Annotated in this window: 20 protein-coding genes, 2 tRNA genes and 1 CRISPR repeat array; of the genes, 8 read left to right on the forward strand and 14 right to left on the reverse strand. The window is 69.9% G+C overall.

What is annotated here, in order from left to right:
* The first annotated feature begins 98 nt into the window (after positions 1-98).
* Positions 99-671 carry a DUF3305 domain-containing protein gene (locus TSO5_RS23725; RefSeq protein WP_109153935.1) on the forward strand — a complete coding sequence of 191 codons (573 nt, stop codon included), beginning with the start codon at positions 99-101 and terminating at the stop codon, positions 669-671.
* Complete coding sequence (locus tag TSO5_RS23730) at positions 664-1,245, forward strand: DUF3306 domain-containing protein (protein ID WP_247870930.1); 582 nt, start codon at positions 664-666, stop codon at positions 1,243-1,245. The genes TSO5_RS23725 and TSO5_RS23730 overlap by 8 nt, the downstream gene beginning before the upstream one ends.
* 23 nt (positions 1,246-1,268) lie before the next feature.
* Here TSO5_RS23730 and TSO5_RS23735 read toward each other — a convergent pair whose 3' ends face one another.
* The 3 genes from TSO5_RS23735 to TSO5_RS23745 form a co-directional block, all read right to left on the reverse strand.
* The gene (locus TSO5_RS23735) at positions 1,269-2,015 is read right to left on the reverse strand and encodes a glucose 1-dehydrogenase (protein WP_109153936.1); all 747 of its coding nucleotides are present in this window, start codon (positions 2,013-2,015) and stop codon (positions 1,269-1,271) included.
* Positions 2,016-2,205: 190 nt separating this feature from the next.
* A tRNA-Asp gene (locus tag TSO5_RS23740) sits at positions 2,206-2,282 on the reverse strand.
* Positions 2,283-2,286: 4 nt separating this feature from the next.
* Positions 2,287-2,362, reverse strand: a tRNA-Asn gene (locus tag TSO5_RS23745).
* A 217-nt stretch (positions 2,363-2,579) separates the two neighbouring features.
* Here TSO5_RS23745 and TSO5_RS23750 point away from each other — a divergent pair.
* On the forward strand, positions 2,580-3,158 hold the full coding sequence (locus TSO5_RS23750) for a hypothetical protein (protein ID WP_109153937.1): 579 nt from the start codon (positions 2,580-2,582) through the stop codon (positions 3,156-3,158).
* A gap of 24 nt (positions 3,159-3,182) precedes the next feature.
* On the opposite strand, the gene lhpI is transcribed toward TSO5_RS23750, so the two are convergent.
* The 4 genes from lhpI to TSO5_RS23770 form a co-directional block, all read right to left on the reverse strand.
* On the reverse strand, positions 3,183-4,088 hold the full coding sequence (gene lhpI, locus TSO5_RS23755) for a bifunctional Delta(1)-pyrroline-2-carboxylate/Delta(1)-piperideine-2-carboxylate reductase (RefSeq protein ID WP_109153938.1): 906 nt from the start codon (positions 4,086-4,088) through the stop codon (positions 3,183-3,185).
* 36 nt (positions 4,089-4,124) lie between these two features.
* Positions 4,125-4,508, reverse strand: a complete 384-nt coding sequence (locus TSO5_RS23760) for a dihydroneopterin aldolase (RefSeq protein ID WP_109153939.1) — start codon at positions 4,506-4,508, stop codon at positions 4,125-4,127.
* 88 nt (positions 4,509-4,596) lie between these two features.
* Positions 4,597-5,679, reverse strand: coding sequence for a site-specific DNA-methyltransferase (locus TSO5_RS23765; protein ID WP_109153940.1), 1,083 nt, complete (start codon positions 5,677-5,679; stop codon positions 4,597-4,599).
* A gap of 89 nt (positions 5,680-5,768) precedes the next feature.
* Complete coding sequence (locus TSO5_RS23770; RefSeq protein ID WP_109153941.1) at positions 5,769-6,434, reverse strand: ribonuclease HII; 666 nt, start codon at positions 6,432-6,434, stop codon at positions 5,769-5,771.
* Positions 6,435-6,637: 203 nt separating this feature from the next.
* Between TSO5_RS23770 and TSO5_RS23775 the strand changes: the two genes are divergently transcribed.
* Together TSO5_RS23775 and TSO5_RS33715 are read left to right on the forward strand one after the other, a co-directional pair.
* Positions 6,638-7,135: a YchJ family protein gene (locus TSO5_RS23775; protein WP_109153942.1), complete on the forward strand. Its 498-nt coding sequence runs from the start codon at positions 6,638-6,640 to the stop codon at positions 7,133-7,135.
* A gap of 255 nt (positions 7,136-7,390) precedes the next feature.
* Positions 7,391-8,002 carry a cold-shock protein gene (locus tag TSO5_RS33715; RefSeq protein ID WP_109153943.1) on the forward strand — a complete coding sequence of 204 codons (612 nt, stop codon included), beginning with the start codon at positions 7,391-7,393 and terminating at the stop codon, positions 8,000-8,002.
* Between the two features lie 117 nt (positions 8,003-8,119).
* On the opposite strand, the gene TSO5_RS33040 is transcribed toward TSO5_RS33715, so the two are convergent.
* The 4 genes from TSO5_RS33040 to TSO5_RS23800 all read right to left on the reverse strand — a co-directional run bounded on the left by TSO5_RS33040 (position 8,120) and on the right by TSO5_RS23800 (position 13,384).
* Complete coding sequence (locus tag TSO5_RS33040) at positions 8,120-9,979, reverse strand: ATP-binding protein (RefSeq protein WP_199230993.1); 1,860 nt, start codon at positions 9,977-9,979, stop codon at positions 8,120-8,122.
* A 97-nt stretch (positions 9,980-10,076) separates the two neighbouring features.
* Positions 10,077-11,801 (reverse strand): oligopeptide/dipeptide ABC transporter ATP-binding protein, encoded by a 1,725-nt coding sequence (locus tag TSO5_RS23790; protein WP_109153944.1) that lies wholly within the window; start codon positions 11,799-11,801, stop codon positions 10,077-10,079.
* Complete coding sequence (locus TSO5_RS23795; RefSeq protein WP_109153945.1) at positions 11,798-12,601, reverse strand: ABC transporter permease subunit; 804 nt, start codon at positions 12,599-12,601, stop codon at positions 11,798-11,800. Before TSO5_RS23795 ends, TSO5_RS23790 begins: the two co-directional genes overlap by 4 nt.
* A gap of 18 nt (positions 12,602-12,619) precedes the next feature.
* Positions 12,620-13,384, reverse strand: a complete 765-nt coding sequence (locus TSO5_RS23800; protein ID WP_109153946.1) for an ABC transporter permease subunit — start codon at positions 13,382-13,384, stop codon at positions 12,620-12,622.
* Between the two features lie 159 nt (positions 13,385-13,543).
* Positions 13,544-14,026: direct repeats of the CRISPR family, unit length 37 nt; unit sequence GCTTCAATGAGGCCCGAGCATTTCTGCCCGGGAAGAC.
* A 428-nt stretch (positions 14,027-14,454) separates the two neighbouring features.
* Here TSO5_RS23800 and rpoH point away from each other — a divergent pair.
* Positions 14,455-15,336 carry an RNA polymerase sigma factor RpoH gene (gene rpoH, locus TSO5_RS23805; RefSeq protein WP_109153947.1) on the forward strand — a complete coding sequence of 294 codons (882 nt, stop codon included), beginning with the start codon at positions 14,455-14,457 and terminating at the stop codon, positions 15,334-15,336.
* Between the two features lie 111 nt (positions 15,337-15,447).
* A complete protein-coding gene (locus tag TSO5_RS23810; RefSeq protein ID WP_109153948.1) occupies positions 15,448-16,305 on the forward strand; it encodes a DUF1989 domain-containing protein in 858 nt (285 codons plus the stop codon).
* A 12-nt stretch (positions 16,306-16,317) separates the two neighbouring features.
* On the opposite strand, the gene TSO5_RS23815 is transcribed toward TSO5_RS23810, so the two are convergent.
* Positions 16,318-17,202: a LysR substrate-binding domain-containing protein gene (locus tag TSO5_RS23815; RefSeq protein WP_109153949.1), complete on the reverse strand. Its 885-nt coding sequence runs from the start codon at positions 17,200-17,202 to the stop codon at positions 16,318-16,320.
* A gap of 117 nt (positions 17,203-17,319) precedes the next feature.
* Between TSO5_RS23815 and TSO5_RS23820 the strand changes: the two genes are divergently transcribed.
* Entirely contained in the window at positions 17,320-17,748 is a 429-nt protein-coding gene (locus tag TSO5_RS23820) for a VOC family protein (protein ID WP_109153950.1), read from the forward strand.
* A 158-nt stretch (positions 17,749-17,906) separates the two neighbouring features.
* Here the strand turns inward: TSO5_RS23820 and TSO5_RS23825 are convergent, their stop codons facing one another.
* On the reverse strand, positions 17,907-19,439 hold the full coding sequence (locus tag TSO5_RS23825) for an ABC transporter ATP-binding protein (RefSeq protein WP_109153951.1): 1,533 nt from the start codon (positions 19,437-19,439) through the stop codon (positions 17,907-17,909).
* A gap of 14 nt (positions 19,440-19,453) precedes the next feature.
* Entirely contained in the window at positions 19,454-20,440 is a 987-nt protein-coding gene (locus TSO5_RS23830; RefSeq protein WP_109153952.1) for a BMP family ABC transporter substrate-binding protein, read from the reverse strand.
* Positions 20,441-20,601 lie beyond the last annotated feature (161 nt).

Raw genomic sequence — 20,601 nt, forward strand, 5'->3', positions numbered from 1 at the left:
GCACGGCGTGCGGCGGCACGAATCGGCCATTGGCGCGTTGTACCGGGGACGGAGTCCGGCTTCGGCCGTCCGGTCCCAGCCCATCAGGAACACCGACAATGCCCAGCGAGTTCCCGTCTTCCCCCACCTCCATCTCCAACCCCACGGCGCCGGCCTCGCCGTCCGACCGTGCCGAACGGCGCAGCGTCGGCGTGGTGGTGGAGCGACGGCGCGTCGACAATCCCTGGATCGAGGCGCGCTGGCAGCCGGTGATGCTGGTCCCGGCCGACCCCACCCTGCCGGACTGGAGTGTGCTGGCCGAGGGGCCGGACTGGACGCGCCATTACGCCGGCACTGCCGAGATCGCCCTGTTCCCGACCGAGGCCGAGAACTACAAGCACAACCTCGACGGCGGCAATCCCAGCGCCTACGTCATCCTGCGGCCGGGCGGGCCGGCGCCGGGGATCCGGCTGCTGGCCGTCACCGCCGACCCCGGCGAGATCGATGCCCATGCCGAAGCCGGCGACGACGTGATCGAGGCGCTGCCGTTGCCGATCCCGCTGGTGCTGTGGATGGACGGCTTCGTCGCCCGCCACTATGTCGAGCGCCCCTTCCACAAGCGCAAGCGCGACCGCGCCGATCCGGAAGCCCTGGCGCTCCGCCGCCGCACCGGGGGTCCGCAGCATGGCTGAGCGGGTGGAGGAGGAAAGTGGGTTCCTCGGTCGCTGGTCGCGGCTGAAGCGCGAGGCGCGGACGGAGGAGCCGGCGGTCGAGCCGGCGGTGCCGGAGGCGCCCGCCATGCTGCCGGCGGAAGCGGCCGAGGCCGAGATCGTCGAGGAAGAGGCGCCGGAGCTGCCCTCGCTGGAAAGCCTGGATTCCGGCAGCGACTACACCGGCTTCCTCCGCCCCGACGTGCCGGCGGAGTTGCGCCGCCAGGCGTTGCGGAAGGCATGGGCGAGCGATCCGGTCATCGCCGGCTTCCGCGGTTTTGCGGAGTATGACTGGGATTACAACGCGCCCGGCTATGGCGCCCTGCTGCCCACCGACGACATCGCCCGCCTGCTGGACGCCGTGCTGCCCGACGAGAAGCGGGAGGAGGAGGAGGTGGGTGAGGAGGAGGAGGTGGTGGTGGAGGCTCAGCAGTCCGTGGAAGCGGGGGATTTGCCGACATTGCCCCCTCCCCAACCCTCCCCCGCCGTTGGCGGGAGAGGGAGTGAGGTGCAGGGCGGCGGCAGTCCCCTCTCCCGCGAAGCGGGGGAGGGTTAGGGAGGGGGCAAAAGAGCGTCCCCTCAAATACACCGCCCGCCATCCACCTCCAGGCACACGCCGGTCAGGAAGTTCCCCTCGTCGGAGCACAGGTAGAGCGCCGCGTTGGCGATGTCGGACGGCGTCGACAGGCGGCCCAGCGGGATGCTGCTGCGGAACTGTTCGCGGCGTTCCGGCGTGTCCTGGCCCATGAAGCGGTGGAGCATGCCGGTCTCGCCGGCCACGGGCGCGATGGCGCAGACGCGGACATTGTCCGCCGCCAGTTCCGCCGCCATCGACTTGGTCAGGGTGATGACCGCGCCCTTGGAGCCGTTGTACCAGGTCAGGTTCGGCCGCGGCCGCAGCCCGGCGGTGGAGGCGATGTTCAGGATCACGCCGCCGCCCTGGTTGCGGAACACCGGCACGGCGTGGATGGCGCTGTGATAGATCGACTTCACGTTGACGGCATAGATGCGGTCGAAGGTGGCCTCGTCCACGTCCAGCATCGAGCCATAGCGGTGGGTGTAGCCGGCATTGTTGACCAGGATGTCGAGCCGGCCGAACTCGCCGAGCGCCGCCGAGACGATGGCCTCGTAATCCTCCCCCACCGCGACGTCGGCGCGGACGGCGAGCGCCGTCTCGCCCAGGCTGTCGGCGACGCGGCCGGCGGCCGCCTCGTCCAGATCGGCGACGATGACGCGAGCCCCTTCGGCGGCGAAGCGGCGGGCGATGCCCTCGCCGAAGCCCGATCCCCCGCCGGTGACGACGGCGACCTTGTCAGACAAACGCATGAGCGGTTCCTCCCCGGCAATTCGCGGTCCGAGATGCGCGCGGCCGTTCGGCGCGCGGACTCCGTTCAACAGGGAACCGGCGCCATCGGCCGCATCGTGGACGCGGCGAAGAACGCATGATAGCGCGAAGCCGCCCGGTGGGGCAGTCGCCATCATCCGCTACATCGAATTGGGGAGATATAGGAGAAAATGGCGCGAGTGACGGGACTTGAACCCGCGGCCTCCGGCGTGACAGGCCGGCGCTCTAACCAACTGAGCTACACCCGCGCGATGGCTCCCGGTGCTGGACTCGAACCAGCGACAAGCGGATTAACAGTCCGCTGCTCTACCAACTGAGCTAACCGGGAACGGAGGCCCGCCTTATATGGCCGATGACGAATCCTGGCAAGCGGAAAAACGCAAAGCTCCGCATTTTTTCCCGAAGAGGCCGATTTCGCGCCCCTGGCCTGTGACAACGCGCACGGATCGCAGCCATGGGTTGCCGACGCGCAGGCTTGCTCTTGACAGTTCGGGGCTTCTCAGGCTTCTTCTCGCCTCCCCACCCCACCATTGCCGCAGGCCCCGATGTCCGAGGTCGTCCCCTTCGCCGCCGCCCGCGAGGCGCTGCTCGCGCGCCTGACCGAACAGCTGCCGCCCTCGTCGGAATGGGCGGGCCGGCTGATGCTGATGCCGGAGGGGCGCCGGGTGGAACCGATGCCGGCGGCCGAGGCGGTTGAATCGCTGCGTGCCTTCCGCGCCGGGCTTGGCGAGGCGATCGGCGCCGCCGCCTGCTCGGTCGGCGGGGTGTGGGTCGGCCGGGAGGATTGCCTGGACTGGGACGGGCTGCTGGCGCCGCTGGCGGTCGCCGCCGCCTATGTGGTCGGCCGCACCCAGTCGGCCGACGGCTTCGCCGCAGAGCTGTTCCGCTGCAAGGATGCGCTGGCCGGCTGGGGCGTGCGCGGCCTGCGCGGCGAACCGGCGGTGGCGCGCGCCGCCGGCTATGCCGTGGTGTCGGTCAGCCGCCGCCCGGACGACAACGAGATCGTGCTGGACCGGGTGATGGACACCTTCGCCTTCGTCATGCGCAGCCTGGGCGAGCCGACGGTGGCCGCCGCCGACATGGATCGCCGGCTGGTCAAGCGGGCAGTGCCGCTGCGGCGGTGATTGGGGCGGCGGTGAGGGGCGCGGTTAAGCGCCCTGACCCAGCGCACAGCGCGCCGCCGCCAAATCCCACGCCGCGCAGCCGACGCTCTTGAACAGGCGCGGGCGACCCGGCGTGGCGCGGCCATCCAGCGCATCGACCAGCGACTTGACGGTGCCCCATTCCACTCCGGCCTGGATGAAATCGCCGGCCTCGTGGCGGGCGCCGGCGGGATCGTCGACGAACAGCTCGCTGCCATGGACGGCGGTCGGGCCGAACTCCACCATCTCCGGCTTGAAGGCGCCGACGCCGACCAGCAGGCGGTCCGGGCGCGGCGTCTCGTCATAGATGGGCGATAGGCTGGTGGTCAGCGCGATCACCACCTCGGCCGCCGGATCGACCGGGCCGGTCATCGGCCGCAACTCCACCCCCTGCCCGTCCTGCTTGGTGCAGAATGCCGTGGCCGTCTCCAGGCTGCGGCTGTGGATGTCGATGCGGATGCCGGGATAGAGCGATGCCAGCGCCGCCACATGGCCGGCCGACTGGGTGCCGGCGCCGAGCAGCGCGACGTGGCGCGGCGCCGGGGCCAGCGTGCGGATCGCCAGCATCGACACGGCGGCGGTGCGGCGGGCGGTGACGGTGGGGCCGTCCAGGATCACCTGCGGCGCGCCGGTCAGGGCGTCGAAGGCGCTGACCACGCCATGGATGGTCGGCAGCCCGCGGGCGCCGTTGCCGGGATTGACGTTGACCAGCTTGTGGATGGCGATGTCCGCCGCAGTGGCCGGCATCGACAGCAGTACGCCGCCGTCGGGCAGCGGCAGCACCTGCCGCTCCGGGCTGGTGATGCGCCCGGCGGTATAGTCGCGGGCGGCGGCTGCCACCGCGTCGCACAGCGCGGGAAAAGGAAGGCGGGCGGCGGTCTGTTCGGCGGTGAGGACGGCGAGAGACGACACGGGAGGCGGCTTCCTCTTCGATGAGTTGGAAAACGGTCAGGCGCGGGCGCGCTCGATCTCCACGCCGACGCTGGCGGCGTCGGGGAAGACGTCCAGCTTTTCCACCCGCACCTTGGCCATCGTCACCCGCGCGTCGGCGAGGCAGCGCTCGGCGATGCGCTCGGCCAGCGTTTCCACCAGCGTGACATGGCCCTGGGTGACCACGCCCTTGACGATGGTCGCCATGTCCTCGCCGGTGACGCCGGGGGCGATCACGTCGAGGTCGAGGTTCAGGCGGATGCGCTGGGGCTTCAGCCGTTCATGGGCATAGACGCCGATCAGCGCGTCCATCACCAGATCGCGGACGAAACAACGTGTGGACAGCGCCGCCGGGGCCGAACGCGGCACCGGGGCGGTGACGGTGGCGAAGAGCTTGTTCATGGGCGACAGCCCTAACACGGCGGCGCCACCGCTGCCAAGCCGCCGTCCCCGCCAACGCCTATGCCGGACGGACAGGTCAGGGGCGGAGTCAGTGCATTTCCGAGCGGATGCGCTCGCGCAGCACGTCGATCGGGCGCAGATCCTCGCCCTCTTCATAATGCCAGAAGGTCCAGCCGTTGCAGGCCGGCAGCCCGGCCAACGCCGCACCCACCTGATGGATCGAGCCGCGATGGTCGCCGCGCGGGCCGGAGCCGATCAGCGTGCCGTCGGCGCGCACGCGGGCGGCGACGCGGCGGCGCTGGTCGAACAGGGTCGAGCCCGGGCGCAGCAGCCCGCGTTCCACCACCCAGCCGAAGGGAATGCGCGGCGCGCTGCGCTTGGGCGGCGTGTCGAGGATGGCAGCCTCCGGCGCCTCCTCCACCGCGTCGATGCGGGCCTGGGCCGCCTTGACATAGGTGTCGTCGCGCTCCAGCCCGATCCATTTGCGGCCGAGCCGCTTGGCGACTGCGCCGGTGGTGCCGGTGCCGAAGAAGGGGTCGAGAACCACGTCGCCGGGACGGGAGGAGGACAGGATCACCCGGTACAGCAGGGATTCCGGCTTCTGCGTCGGGTGGGTCTTCTTGCCCTCCTCGTCGCGCAGGCGTTCGCCGCCGCTGCAGATCGGCAGCAGCCAGTCGCTGCGCATCTGAAGATCCTCATTGAGGTTCTTCATCGCCTCGTAATTGAAGCGATAGCGCGCGTCCTTGTCGCGGGCCGCCCAGATCATCGTCTCATGGGCGTTGGCGAAGCGGGTGCCGCGGAAGTTCGGCATCGGGTTGGTCTTGCGCCAGACGATGTCGTTCAGAATCCAGAAGCCCAGATTCTGCAGCGTGGCGCCGACGCGGAAGATGTTGTGATAGCTGCCGATCACCCACAGCGAGCCTTCCGGCTTCAGGATGCGGCGGGCGGCCGTCATCCAGTCCTGGGTGAAGCGGTCATAAGCTTCGAAATCGTCGAACTTGTCCCATTCGTCATCCACCCCGGCGACGCGGGTGTGGTTCGGCCGCAGCAATTCACCGCCCAACTGCAAGTTGTAGGGCGGATCGGCGAAGACGAGATCGACCGAAGCGGGCGGCAGATCGTTCATGAGAGCGATGCAATCGCCGACCAGGATACGGTTTTCAGGGAGCATTTTACGACCGGCAAAGAACTGGGACTCGGCCGGACAATGAGTCGCGGCCGAGTCGCCGTCAACAGCTTTCTTTGCCAAGTGACGGCGGGTCAGCCGCTTAGTGCCTTTTGCCGTTTCACTGGTGCAAAACTGACTCGGTGATGCGGCGTGACACCATGGCGGGTCAGCGCTTCCAGATGCTCGGGCGTTGGATAGCCGGCGTTTCGGTCCCATCCATAGTGTGGATACAGCACCGACAACCGCAACATCTCGCTGTCGCGCGCCACTTTGGCGAGAATAGAGGCGGCGGCGATGGACTGGCTGCGGCTGTCGCCCTTGACGACCGCCACCCGCTCGCACGCGATGTCGGGGGTGAATTTGCCATCCACCAGCGCCGCGTCAGGGGCCGGGCCGGGCAGCGCCAGATAGGCCCGCTTCATCGCCAGCAGCGTCGCCTTGTGGATGTTCAGCTCGTCGATCTCGGCGGCCGACGCCTCGGCGATGGCGAAGGCAAGCGCATGGGCGCGGATCGCCGGTTCGATCTCCTCGCGCAGGCGGCGGGTGACCGCCTTGCTGTCGTCGATCTGGGCGGCGATCTCCGGCGGCAGCCCTTCGGGGGCCAAAACCACGGCGGCGGCGACCACCGGGCCGCAGAGCGGGCCGCGCCCGACCTCGTCGATGCCGCAGACGCGGCGGCCGGGGCCGAAGCCGGCCTCCAGCGACAGGTCGGGCCGCTGCCGGGGAACGGCTGCTTTGCGGGGCGCTTTGGCAGGCATCGGCGGGCGGCCTTCCGGATAGGGGACGGGATGGGGCCGCTTGATAGCGGCGGCGGAGTCCGGGCGCAAGGCCGCGCCGATCTGCCTCAACCAAGCACTTGAGAAGCGAAGCGCGGCTGCGCTATGGATGCGCCCCGATTTGCCGGATCAGTGAAAGCCGGACCACGCCATAACCCGCCACGCCATCACCCGAGAAGCAGGCCATGACCGAAACGACCCAGACCGCCGCCGAATGCCCCTGCCGTTCCGGCAAGCCGCTGGACGCCTGCTGCGGACCCTATCTGGCCGGCATGCCCGCCCCGACGGCCGAGGCGCTGATGCGCTCGCGCTATTCGGCCTTCGCCACCGGCAACATCGACTACCTGCACGACACGCTGCTGCCCAGCACCCGCGACGACTTCAACCGTGAAGAGATCGAGACCTGGGCCAAGAACAGCGTGTGGACCGGCGTGGAGATCCGCTCGACCGAGGCCGGCCAGCCCGGCGACAGCGACGGCATCGTGGAGTTCGTCGCCCGGTTCAGCATGAACGGCAAGCCGATGACCCACCACGAGACCAGCCGTTTCACCCACCAGGACGGCCGCTGGTACTATGTCGACGGCCAGCTGGGCGCCCGCCCGCGCAGCGGCCCCAAGGTCGGCCGCAACGACCCCTGCCCCTGCGGCAGCGGCAAGAAGTACAAGAAGTGCCACGGCGCGTGAGCCTGCATGCCTGACGGTCTGCCCTGAGTCGCGGCAGAATCGTCACGCTGCACCTGCACAAAAATGGCGAAATCGCACCCGCCCCGCCTGACCGACAGGCGGCGGCGGTGCTTTTGTTGTGCGAGAATCGTGAAAGTGCGCAATCACGATTGAATTATGGGTCGGAACCGATCATCCTTCGCTGGCCCTGTTCCGGGTCTCCCTTCTTTGGTTCTTGCCGGGATGGGGTTTAACACGACAGATGAGACGATACTGATGTTCGACCGTCCGCAGCGCTCTTCCTTCCGCGCTCCTGAGATCACCCAGCGCGACATCCGCGCCACCGTCAAGTGGTTCAACGCCACCAAGGGCTTCGGCTTCGTCACCCCCGACGATGGGTCGCCCGACGCTTTCCTGCACTCCACGGTTCTGCAGTTCTGCGGACACGACAGCCTGCCCGAAGGCGCCACCATCACCTGCGATCTGTCGCGCGGCCCGAAGGGCCCGCAGGTCGCCACCATCCACGCGGTCGACACCTCGACCGCCGCTCCGAGCCGTCCGTCGCGCGCCCCGCGCGAGCGTGACAGCTGGGGCAACGACGGCGGCTACGGCGGCGGCAACAGCTACGGCGGCAGCCGCGGCGGTTACGGCGCCGACAGCTACGGCGACTCGGAAGGCGGCGAGACCGTTGACGGCACGGTGAAGTGGTTCAACGTGTCGAAGGGCTTCGGCTTCATCGCCCCGTCCACCGGCGGCAAGGACATCTTCGTGCACATCCGTGCGCTGGAGCGGTCGGGCATCAGCGGTCTGGACGACGGTGCGCAGGTCCGCGTCACCATCCGCCAGGGCGCCAAGGGTCCCGAGGCTCAGCGCATCGAGATGGCCTGATCTCTCATCGGTCGTTGTGATGTGAAAAAACCCCCGCTCCAACCGGAGCGGGGGTTTTTTCTTGGTCTTTTTTCCTTGGGCATTTTTCTGGGGCATGGGCGATGGACGCGGGCGCGCCTACCGCCTCACCCGCTCCGGCGGGAAGCGCAGCCGCACCGTGGTGCCGCGTCCCGGCGCGCTGTCGACGGCGATGCCGCCGCCATGCAACTCCACCAGCGCGGCGGTCAGCGGCAGGCCGAGGCCGGAGCCGTGCTGCGTCGCCGTCATCCGGTCGCGGGTCGGATCATGGATCTGGGCGAAGGCGGTCAGCGCCTGCGGGATGCGCTCCGGCGGCATGCCGCGGCCGTCGTCGGCGACCGCCAGGATCAGGCCGCCGGCCGCGTCGCGCTCCGCCGACACCGTCACATGGCCGCCGGGGTCGGTGAATTTCAGGGCGTTGCCGACGAGGTTGGTCAGCATCTGCCGGACCAACGACGGATCGGCCCACAGCACCGGCAGGTCGGCCGGCAGCCGGGCCGACAGCGCCACACCCGACCGCTCGGCCCGCGCCGCCATCATCGACAGGGTGGCGTCGACGATCAGGGCGGGCGGGCAATCCTCCTCATGCAGCTCCAGCCGCCCGGCCTCGATGCGGGCGAGGTCGAGCAGGTTGTTGATCAGCTCCAGCATATAGTCGCCGGCCGCGACGATCTGCGCCGCCGCCTCGCCGTAGCGCGGGCTGCCCGGCGGTCCCAGCAGCTGGTCGCGCAGGATTTCGGCAAAGCCCATCACCGCGGTCAGCGGCGTGCGCAGCTCGTGGCTCAGGTGATTGACATAGTCGGACTTGCGGCGGTTGGCGGCGGCCAGCTCCAGCGCCCGTGCCTTCAGGTCGGTGATGTCGGTGCGCAGGCCGACGGTTCCGCCGTCGCGGGTCCGCCGCTCCTCGATCCGCAGCCAGCGGCCATCGGCCAGCTGCACCTCCATCGGCGGGCCGCCATGGCGGTGCAGGTACAGCCGCCGGGCGATCCAGTCCTCCGCCCGCTCCGGCGGAATTCGGTAGAGGCCGCGCCGCATCCCGTCGTGCAGCAGACTCTCGAACGGCGTGCCGGGCTGCGCCAGATCGGGGTTGGAGATCTTCAGGTCGCGGTAGCGCCGGTTGAACAGCACCAGCCGGTCTTCGGCGTCATACAGGACAAACCCCTCGCCGATGCTGTCGATGGCGTCCAGCAGCAGCCGGTGCGCCCGCTCCGCCCGCTGTTCCGCCCGGGCCCGGCCGGTGATGTTGCGCAGAATGCAGAGGATGCGGTCGCCGTCGTCGGAAAGGGCGACCAGCCGGACCTGGAACACCGCGTCATCCTCTCCGCCGGCTTCCCCGCCAGTTGCCCCATTGACCGGCAGGCGGATGACGACGCTGGCGGTCGGGTTGGCGGTTGCGGCGCCGGCCGACACACGTTCCAGCGCCTCCACCAGCGGTCCGGCGGCGGCTTCGGGCAGCACCTCCTGGATGCGGCCGTTCAGGAAGCGCTGGGCCGGGATGCCGAGATCGGCAGGGCTGCCGGCGGCGAAGTCCAGGATGCTGCCGTCGCGCCGCAGCTCGAACCGCAAATCGGGATAGGCGTAGGACAGGGCGACCAGTTGTTCGTTCAGCCGCGCCACCTCCTGCCGGGCGGCAAGATTGGCCGGCGCCTCCACCAGCACGAAATCGCACCCCGGAACAGGGCCGATGCGCACGGTCAGAGACAGCGCTTCACCGTCGGCGCCGCGGATGGTCACGGCGCGCTCGGTGGCCGCCGTCGGCGCCGGTCCGGCAGGCGTCAGGCGCAGAGTTCCGCCCACCGCATCGGGGTCGAGCAGCTTGCGGGCCGTTCGGTTCAGCCAGACCACGCCGCCATCCTCGGCCCGGACCAGCCACAGCGGCGTGGCAAGGCCGGTCAGCAGGGGCAGGTCCGGCAGAGTCAACTCCGGTAGGGCGGGCATTGTGGCGGACAGGGACGGCATCGGCTCCCCGGCGGCGGGCGTTCCGGACAGGGTTCTGTCGCGTCGTTGGAGGATAGCACAATGGCATGAAAACAGCCACCCGTTGAGGCGCGGCCGCTCACCCGTCCGTCGGCGTGTCCCAGTAATGGCAGGCGACATGGTGGCCGGGCGCCACCTCCTCCAGCGCCGGGACCGCCTGGGCGCAGAACTCCCGCGCCAGCGGGCAGCGGCGGCGCAGCGGGCAGCCGGTCGGCTGGCCGAAGGCGGACGGCGCATCGCCCTCCAGCGCCGGGCGCTCGCCACGGGACGCCGCCAGCATGGCGCGGCTGTAGGGGTGCAGCGGCGCGGTGCGCAGGGTCTCGGCGTCGGCGCTCTCCACCACCCGGCCGGCCAGCATCACGATGCCGCGATGGGCGTCGCGCAGCCCCTCGTCATAGCGGTCGGTCGCCAGCACCAGCGACAGGCGGCGGCGGTCGCGCACCGCCATCAGCGTGTCGAGGAAGGTCTCGCGCTCCTCCGCCGACAGGCTGGCCGCCGGTTCGTCGGCGATCAGCACCCGCGGCTCCGGCAGGATGGCGCGGGCGAGACCGGCATGGGCGGCCTCCGCCACCGACAGGGCCGCCGGCCAACGCAGCGCCGCCTCGGGACGCAGGCCGGCTTCCTCCAGCGCCTCGTCGATGCGGTGATCGCGGCGGTCGGCGGCGATGTCGGGGCGCAGGCTCTCCAGCGCAAGGTCGAACTGGGCGCCGACGGTCATGGCCGGGTCGAAGGACGCGGCCGGATCGGGGAACAGCGGCTGCAGGTCGCGGCGGGCACGGCGCAAGCCGACATGATCGGGCCTGCTCTGGTCGGGGCCGCCACGGTCGGAATCCTCCCCCGCGGCCGGCGGCGTCGAGGCGGCCATCAGGTCGCGGCCCATCCACACCACCGCCCCCGCCGTCGGCGGCGGCAGGCAGAGCAGCGAGCGGGCGAGCGTCGCCTTGGCGCTGCCGGTCTCACCCAGCAGGGCCAGCGTCTCCCCCGTCCGCAGATCCAGGTCGATGCCGTGCAGGACGGCCAGCGTCCGCGCCTCCCCCTTCGGACCGGGGGAAAGCGGATAGGACATGCCGACGCCGCGGGCATGCAGGCGGGCGGTGCCCGGCGGCTCCAGCGGCGTCAAGGGGGCGGTGCGCGGAGTCCTGGGCGGCAGCAGACGGCCGCGGCGCAGCGAAAGCACATGGTCGGCGGGACCGGCCACCCCGTCCTCCGGCCGTCCGGCGAGGATCAGCGCCACCCCGTCGGCCCGCGCCCAGTCGGCCAGCCGGTGGAGAAGCCGCAGCCGCACCGTCGGATCCAGCCCGGCGGCCGGCGCGTCGGCCAGCAGCACCGCCGGCCCCACCGCCACCGCCATGGCGAACAGGCAGGCCCAGCGCAGGGAGTCCGGCAGCTGTTCGGGCGGCAGGTCGAAGCGGCGGGCGGCGGCGGGCACGCCCATGCGGTCCAGCCCGTCGGCGGTCCGGCGCAGCGCCGACCGCAGATCCAGCCCGAGATGGTGGCCGACGACCTCCGCCACCTGCAGGGCCAGTGGCCGGCGCGGTGCCAGCCGTCCGCCTTGGGCGATCAGCAGATGCCCGTCGACGCGGATGCCGCCGGCCACGTCGACACCGGCCGGAGCCCCGGCTGATGTCTGGCCGGCGAGCGCCGCCAGCAGGGCGGTCTTGCCGCTGCCGGCCCCGCCGGTGATCGCCAGCACCTCCCCCCGCTCCACCCGAAGGCTCGCGCGGTCGAGCAGGACGCGGTCGCCCAGCATCAGGGTCAGCGCCTCGGTCTCCAACGGCGCGGGCTTTGCGGAGATGTGGTTCATGACTTGCGGTTGTTCATGGCTTGCATGCCGTCGGCGATGGCGCAGGCGGCCCAGAGGGCGAGCGCCAGCAGCAGGGCCGGCGGGGCGAAGGCCACCGGGTCGCCCAGCCGCGCCGCCAGCCCGACCGAAGCGCCCCAACTGCCCAGCGCCGGCGGCAGGCCGAGGCCGAGCAGGCTGGCGAAACTCTCCGCCGCCAGCACGCGCGGCAGGGCCAACGTTCCAGCGGCCAGCAGCGGGCGCGTCAGGTTGGGGATCAGGTGCCGGCGCAGCACCTCGCCCTCCGGCAGGCCGGCGGCGCGGGCGGCGGTCAGGAACTCCGCCCGCAACAGGGCCGACAGCTCGGCATGGGCAAGGGCGGCGACCGCCGGGGCGGCGGTCAGCGCGGTGACCAGGGCCAGCAGCCAGACCTTACCCATCAGCCCGCCGGCCAACGGAATCAGCAGGGCGAGCGGCCAGCCGGCCATGCGGTGGGCGGCGGCGATGACGCGCCGCTCCACCCGGTTGCCGACCAGATTGCCGAGCAGCCCGGCCAGCAGTGCCCAGCCGATGCCCAGCGCCCCGCCCAGCACCCCGGCCAGCAGCGCGAAGGACAGGCTGCCCCGCCCGTCGAGCAGCGCCGCGGCGACCGGATCGGCGTCCAGCCGGTGGACCGCGCTGCCGTCCGCCATCAGCGGCGCCGCGGCGCAGGCGAGCGCCAGGGCGGCAAGCACGGCGGCCCCGGACAACTGGCGGGCGAAGCCGGCGCGCGGCGGCTCCGGCGGTACCGGGTGGGAAAGCGGCGATTGGTCGAACTCGGCCATCAGGGTCCTTCGCGGCGGTCACGCCCCCTCATAGGGCGTGGAGCTGTGGTTGGCCGGGTCGATCCAGTCGCGCACCCCAAGGCCCAGCGCGTTCAGCAATGCGGTCAGCCCGCCCAGCGCCAGCAGGGCCGGCACTGCCCCGGCGGCCGAGCCGGCACGGGCGGCATCGATCATCAGAACCCCGGCCCCCGGCAGGTCCAGCAGGCTTTCCAGCGCCACCGCCCCGACCATCGCCGCCAGCACAGCGGCGCGCAGCCCACCCATCACCGGGGCGACCGCCTGCGGCAAGGCGTGGTGGCGCAGCACGGTGCGTTCGTCCAGCCCCAGCCCGCGCGCCATGCGCACCGCCGCGCCCTCCGGCCCGGAGCCCAGGGCGCGACCCATTGCCGGACGCGCCAGCCGGGCGGCCTGACAGGCGGCGGGAATCGACAGGGCGGTCCAGGCCAGCGGCGCCGCCGACGCCCCCGCCCGCACCGCGAGCGCCGCGACGGCGGCAAGCAGGAAGCCCGGCAGCAGCGGCCCAGCCCCGGCCAGCAGCCGCCCGACCAGCCCGCCGGCCGACCGCGGCGCCACCGCCGCCCAGGATCCGGCCAGCGTGCCCAGCGCGGTGCCGACCGCCAGCGACGGAAGGGTGAGCAGAAGCGTGACCACCAGCCCGCGCAGCAGCGCCATGGCGGCATCCGGCTGCGGCGCCACCAGCGCCGACAGCCCCACCCCGGCCGCCATCGGCAGGACGGCGGTCGGCACGGCATCGATCAGGCGGCGGATCACGGGACGCGGCATCTGGGCAAAGGGACCGGTGGGGAAAGATCCAATAGGTACGACATGCGACCGTAAGCGCCCCACCCCCGCCGGGCAACAGAATTAGCGCCGGCCGGCGCCTCCATCCCCGGGGTTTGCCGCGACACCCGATCAGAGCAACGACGCCGGGTTCAGGTGTGTACGTCCATGAGGCCCGGAGAATTTTGCCCGGGAAGACGACGTCCGCTGTGGCACAGACGGCGGCATGGGCATGCTTCAATGAGGCCCGAGCATTTCTGCCCGGGAAGACTCGGCTGGATACCCCAGTTGCGGTCGTCGGTCGGGAAGCTTCAATGAGGCCCGAGCATTTCTGCCCGGGAAGACCGCGACGTGGAGGGCGTGCCGTCCTTCGCCGTGGTCGCTTCAATGAGGCCCGAGCATTTCTGCCCGGGAAGACTCCCAGGACTGGTCGCCATGGCGCTTGATGTAGTCGGCGCTTCAATGAGGCCCGAGCATTTCTGCCCGGGAAGACTTGTTGTCGTCGACATACCAGTCGTTGTAGAGCCACAGATTGCTTCAATGAGGCCCGAGCATTTCTGCCCGGGAAGACATGTTCAGACCCGCGCCAGCCGCCTGCGCCGCTTTCAGCTTCAATGAGGCCCGAGCATTTCTGCCCGGGAAGACCCGCCACCCTGCAGGCCACTGAAAAGCAATGTGGCTTCGCCACGTTTGCGAGGGGTCCGTGTTCCTGACCGGTCGGTCAGGATTTGCCGGTTCCGTTTCGTTCTTCACCTTGTCAAAGAACCTCGCGAAATCAATATGATCGCCTGATGCGAGCGGTAGACGGGGATTCGCGTGCGTCCCAGCGCTCGCAAGGCGACGTGAGCAGCGGAACAAAGGTAGCACAGGTTGAGGGGGCTCGCCAGCATCGTCCTCAGACCGGCCTCGACCACGCCCGTCTCCAACCCATACCCGTGTCCCATATACCCGACCGCCACGCTTGACTTTCAGCACCGATTTTGTACTATATCACCGCCTGCTCCGCCGGAGAGGCCTGGGCCTGCCGATAGGGGGCCTTGCACCCGTCATATCGCTTTGCACGAGGATGTGACATGAGCACCGCCATTGCCCTCCGTTCGCCCGATTCCGGCGAATCGCTGTCCCGCTACATCAACGACACGCATCGTTACCCGGTCCTGCCGGCCGAGGACGAATACATGCTGGCCAAGGCCTGGACCGAGCATGGCGATGTCAATGCGGCGCACAAGCTGGTCACCAGCCATCTCCGTCTCGTCGTCAAGATCGCCGGCGGTTACCGCGGCTACGGCCTGCCGCTGTCCGACCTGATCGCCGAGGGCAATCTCGGCCTGATGACCGCCGTCAAGAAATTCGAGCCGGAGCGCGGTTTCCGCCTGTCCACCTACGCGATGTGGTGGATCAAGGCCTCGATCCAGGATTACATCCTGCGGTCCTGGAGCCTCGTGAAGATCGGCACCACCGCCGCGCAGAAGAAGCTGTTCTTCAGCCTGGGCCGCCTGAAGCGGAAGCTGGGCGAATACGGCAGCGGCGACCTGCAGCCCGACAGCGTCACCAGCATCGCCAACGACCTGTCGGTGCCGGAAGAAGACGTGGTCGCCATGAACCGCCGCCTGTCCGCGCCGGTGGCCTCGCTGAACGCGCCGATGAGCGCCGACGGCGATTCCGGCGAATGGCAGGACCTGCTGGCCGACGAGCGTCCCTCGGTGGAGGACTCGCTGGTCGAGCGCGGCGAGGCCCGTCAGCGCAGCGCCCTGCTGCACGAGGCGATGGGCGTGCTGAACGACCGCGAGCGCGACATCCTCACCAGCCGCCGCCTGTCCGACAGCCCGCTGACCCTGGAAGACCTGTCGGTCCGCTACGGCGTCAGCCGCGAGCGCATCCGCCAGATCGAGGAAAAGGCCTTCGAGAAGGTCGCCCGCCAGACCCGTGTCCTGGCCGCCGCTGTCGCGGCCTGACGGCACCCTTGCTAACAGCTGTTGCGTACCCTGCGGCTCCCTCGTCATGATCGCGGTCCGGTTTGAAAAGACCGGACCATTCCGCCCGCCGATCATCCCGAGGAGTCCGCGATGCCCAGCTATCCCGCCGCCTATCAGGCCAACAAAGGCTCGGCGCTCGACGTCGACCGCGCCTTCTATGGGCGCATCGGGTCGGAGACCGGCGGGCGGGAGCTGGTGGACAGCTTCGTGGTGCCGATCCGCTCCGGCCTTGCCTGGACCGTGCCGGCCGGCCATGTCTTCCGCATCGTCACCATCGAGGGGCCGCAGGTCGCCGACCTCAACATCTGGAACCGCCACAACCCGCGCGAACGCTTCTGGGCCTCGCGCACGCGGCAGCTCCAGCAGGCGCATGTCAGCACTTTCGACCGGCTGTGGTCGACCCTGCCCTATCTGCGGCCGCTGGCGACGATCACCCACGACACGCTGGCCGATTACGGCATCGACGAGTATGGCGGCCGGGTCCACGACCTGCTGGGCACCCGCTGCGATCCCTATGTCAACCGCATGCTGACGGGGGAGGATTTCCATCACCACTGCCATTCCAACCTGACCCGCGCCGTCGCCCCCTATGGCCTGACCGAGTTCGACGTGCATGACGTGTTGAACGTTTTCCAGGTCACCGGGCTGAACGCCGAGGACAAGTATTTCATGAAGGCCTGCCCGGCCAAGAAGGGCGATTTCCTGGAGTTCTTCGCCGAGATCGACCTGCTCTGCGCCCTGTCGACCTGCCCCGGCGGCGACCTCAGCGTGCCGCTGTGGGGTCCGGACGCCCGCGACCCGCTGGAGGTCTGCCGCCCGCTGGGCGTCGAGGTCTACCGGCTGGACCTGGCGCTGCTGGCGGGCTGGTCGTCGCCGGAGGTCGCGGCCTATCGCGGCAACCACGGCATGACGCTGCCGACCCCATCTTGGGAGAAGGACCCGGCGTAATGGCGTGAAGCCCTACTCCACCTCGGTCAGCAGCCAGTCCTTGAAGCGGCGCACGCGCCGGGCCCGCTCGGCGCCCGGCGCGTGGGCGATCAGATAGCAGCCGCGCGGGCGCAGGGTCTCGGGCATCGGCTGGACCAGCCGGCCCGACGCCACATCCTCCCGCACCAGAAAGACCGGCAGCAGGGCCACCCCCATGCCGGCCGACGCCGCCTCGATGATCATGAAGAAATGCTCGAAGGCCAGCGACAGCGCCGATTCCGGCAGCGGCAGGCCGAAGGCGCCGAGATAGACGCGCCAGGAATCGGGCCGGGTGGTGTGCTGCAACAGCCGGTGCTGCGCCAGATCGGCGGGGTGGCGCAGCGGCGGCCCCTGCTCCAGCAGCGACGGTGCGCAGAAGACGCCCATCGTCTCCGGCATCAGCGTCGCGATCTCGGCCCCCGGCCATTCCTCCACGCCATAGCGGATGGCGACGTCGATGCGCTCCTTGGCGAAATCGACGCGATGCTCGCCGATGCTGACCTCGACCTGGATGTCGGGGTTTTCCGCCTGGAAGCGCTTCAGCCGCGGGATCAGCCAGCGTTGCGTCAAAGTGGGAAGCGCACTGACCCGCAGCACCCCGCCCTCCTGCGCGCGGGCCGCCCGCGCCGCCGCGGCGATGCGGTCGAGCGCCGCCGACGCCTCGCCATAGAAGGCCGCGCCGGTCGGCGTCAGCTCGATCCCCCGGCCGACGCGGCGGATCAGCTTGACGCCCAGATCCGCCTGCAGGGTCTGCATCATGCGGCTGACCGCCCCCTGGGTCACCGCCAGCTCGTCGGCCGCCCGGGTGAAGCTGAGATGGCGGGCCACCGCGACGAAACTGCGAACGGCGTTGAGCGACGGGAGGGCGCGTTCGGGCATGGACAAACCGAATCATGAGTTGAACTCATAAATCTCTGCCCGAGAACTCGTTTGTCAAGTCTGCGGCGATACGCTCTGCTTGGTCCACCAACAGCCATCCCTGAAGGCCACCCTCCGATGACGACGCTGACGCCCTTCCACATCGCCTTCCCGGTCGACGATCTCGCCGCCGCCCGCCATTTCTACGGCACCGTCCTGGGCTGCCCGGAGGGGCGCAGCAGCGACGAATGGATCGATTTCGACCTGTTCGGCCATCAGATCGTCGCCCACCTGAAGCCGCGCGATCCGAACGCCGCCCCGGCCCATCACAACCCGGTGGACGGCCACGACGTGCCGGTCCCGCATTTCGGCGTCGTGCTGCAGCCCGCCGATTGGGACGCCCTGGCCGAAAAGCTGAAGGCCGCCGGCGTGAAGTTCGTGATCGAGCCCTACACCCGCTTCAAGGGTCAGGTCGGCGAGCAGTCCACCATGTTCTTCCTCGACCCCGCCGGCAACGCGCTGGAATTCAAGGCGTTTGCGGACATGTCGCAGCTGTTTGCGAAGTGAGGAGTGGGCTTAGTTTTGCCCCCTCCCTAACCCTCCCCCACCCTCGGCCGGCCGAAGGCCGGTCCGATCGTGGGAGAGGGAACTCCGCTGAACCGGCACTTAACTCCCTCTCCCGCGGAACGCGGGGGAGGGTCGGGGAGGGGGCAACAGCACCCCCCTCACCCACACCCCGCCATCATCAGCCCCAGCGTCTTTTCGTCCGCCTGATCCGGCATCACCTCGCCGACGATGTGGCCGTCGAACATGACGACGATGCGGTCGGACAGCGCGCGGATCTCGTCCAGTTCCACCGACACCAGAAGGATGGCCTTGCCCTGGTCGCGCAGGGCTACCAGCCGGCGGTGGATGAACTCGATGGCGCCGATGTCGACGCCGCGGGTGGGCTGGCCGACCAGCAGCAGGTCGGGGTTGCGCTCGATCTCGCGGGCCAGCACAATCTTCTGCTGGTTGCCGCCGGAGAAGTTGGCCGCCGCCAGTGACCCGTCGCGCGGGCGGGTGTCGTACTCCTCCATCCGGCGGGCGCAGTCGGCGGCGATGGCCTCCCGGTCCATCAGCACCCGTCCGTTCCAGGCCGGATCGTCCTGAAACCCCAGGATCGAGCATTCCTCCGCCGAAAAGCTGGTGACGAGGCCGACCTTCTGCCGATCCTCCGGCACATGACCCACGCCAAGGCCGCGCAGCGCGCGGGCGTTGAAGCGGTCGGGGCGCCCGGCAAGTTCCTCGCCGCGCAGGCGGACGGAGCCGCCGGCGATGGGCCGCATGCCGGCCAGCGCCTCCAGCAATTCCGACTGGCCGTTGCCGGACACACCGGCGATGCCGACGATCTCGCCGGCCCGCACCGACAGGCCGACCCCCTTCACCCGCTCCACGCCCGACGGATCGCGCACCCGCAACCCCTCGACCCGCAGCACCTCCGCCCCGGGATTGGCCGGCGTCTTGTCGACGCGCAGCAGGACCTTGCGGCCGACCATCAGCTCGGCCAGATGCTCCCGGCTGGTGTCGCGGGTAGCGACGTTGGCGACCACCTGCCCGCGCCGCATCACCGTGACGTTGTCGGTCAGCTCCATGATCTCGCGGAGCTTGTGGGTGATGATGATGACCGTCTTGCCCTGCTGGCGCAGCGCCCGCAGGATGCGGAACAGATGGTCGGCCTCCTGCGGGGTCAGCACGCCGGTGGGTTCGTCCAGGATCAGGATGTCGGCGCCGCGATAGAGCGCCTTCAGGATCTCCACCCGCTGCTGGGCGCCGACCGGCAGATCGCCGACCGGGCTGTCGAGATCGACCTCCAAGCCGTAGTCGCGGGCCAGCCGGGTCAGCTCGGTCCTGGCACGGGCAAGGCCGCCCGCCAGGGTGACTCCGCCTTCCGCCCCCAACAGCACGTTCTCCAGCACGCTGAAGGGATCGACCAGCATGAAGTGCTGGTGAACCATGCCGATGCCGGCGGCCAGCGCGTCGCGCGGGGTTCGGATGGCGGCAGGATTGCCGTTCACCCGGATTTCCCCGCTGTCGGCGCGCAGATAGCCGTAGACGATGCTCATGATCGTCGACTTGCCGGCGCCGTTCTCGCCGATCACCCCGTGGATGGTGCCGGACGGCACCGACAGCGACACGTCGCGGTTGGCGTGGTTGGCGCCGAACCACTTGTTGATCGCCACCGTTTCCAGGGCGACCGGCGCGCTTCCCTCAGCCATCAAGCAATCCGGGCTCAGGGCTGGTACGGCTTGACCGCCAGCGAGCCCGCGATGATCTGCTTCTTTGCCTCTTCCAGCTTCGCTTCCATCTCCGGCGTGATCAGCTTGCGGTTGTTGTCGTCCAGCGCATAGCCGACGCCGTCCTCCTTCAGCCCGACGACGCGGTGACCGGGCTTCCAGTTGCCGTCCTTCGCCGCCTTCATGCAGTCATAGACGATGACGTCCACCCGCTTGACCATGGAGGTCAGGACGCTGCCGGGATGGACATGGTTCTGGTTGCTGTCGACGCCGATCGACAGCTTGCCGGCATCGGCCGCCGCCTGCAGCACGCCGAGGCCGGTGGCGCCCGCCGCGGCGAAGACCACGTCGGCCCCGCGCGAGAACTGGCTCTTGGCCAGCTCCGCCCCGCGGCCGGGGTCGTTCCAGGCGGCCGGGGTGGTGCCGGTCATGTTGACGAAGACCTCGTCGTTCGCCGCGACATGCTTCACGCCCTGCTCGTAGCCGGTCAGGAAGTTGCGGATCAGCGGGATGTCCATGCCGCCGACGAAGCCGACCTTGCCGGTCTTCGAGGCCAGCGCCGCCGCCATGCCGACCAGATAGGATCCCTCCTCCTCCTTGAAGGTCACGGACTGGACGTTCGGGGCGTCCAGCTTGTCGTCGATCAGGCAGAACTTGGTCTTGGGCGATTCCTTCGCCACCTTCTCCACCGCCGCGGTCTGCGAGAAGCCGACGGCGACGATCACAGAGGCGCCGCGGCGGACCAGCGTGCGCATCGCCTGCTCGCGCTGGCCCTCGTTGGTGATCTCGAACTCGCGGTAGGCGGTGCCGGTCTCTTTCTTGAACCGCTCGGCGCCGTTATAGGCCGCCTCGTTGAAGGACTTGTCGAACTTGCCGCCCTGGTCGAACACCACCGCCGGCGAGAAGTCGTCGGCCAGCGCCGGAACGCCGGCCGCCGTGATCGCCGTCATCGCCAGCATGCCGGCAAGAATACGCGTCTTCATGTCCCACCCACTCCCGACTGCGGAAACTTGACCCAAAGGATAACCGCGCCATCATTCCGCACAACAGGGAAAGCGGACGAAGCGGTGCAGCGAATCGCGGCGCCCCCGGTTGACGGCAGGGGCGGGGGGGGTTTTTACCCCCCCCCATGGGCTTTTCGGCG

Source organism: Azospirillum sp. TSO5 (assembly GCF_003116065.1).
GTDB lineage: Bacteria > Pseudomonadota > Alphaproteobacteria > Azospirillales > Azospirillaceae > Azospirillum.